Source organism: Peribacillus sp. SIMBA_075 (assembly GCF_046534585.1).
Window position 1 is genome coordinate 1 of record NZ_JAWRYN010001034.1, and the last position, 256, is coordinate 256.

A 256-nucleotide genomic window follows, 5' to 3' on the forward strand; every position below is an offset into this window, starting at 1 on the left:
CTTTTTTGATGAATAAGGTTTCAAATAAACTAGCTACGCTGATGCTCGCGACTGTACTGGGTACAGCATCCCTTCCATTGGCAGCCCAAAACGTATCCGCTGCAGCAGCTCCACTGACTGCACAAGAAATCCAGCAAGCCGTAAGCGAGCTTTCCCAGCTCCGCGTGCTGCAAGGCTATCAAGACCGCTCCATGGGAATTCACAATCAAATTACGCGTGCAGAGCTAGCCAAAATGGTCGTCCTGACATTCGGCTT

Annotated in this window: 1 protein-coding gene; it reads left to right on the forward strand. The window is 50.4% G+C overall.

What is annotated here, in order from left to right; genetic code table 11:
• Window positions 1-8 precede the first annotated feature (8 nt).
• A partial coding sequence (locus tag SB775_RS31445) for an S-layer homology domain-containing protein (protein WP_410865197.1) occupies window positions 9-256 on the forward strand: 248 nt, incomplete at its 3' end.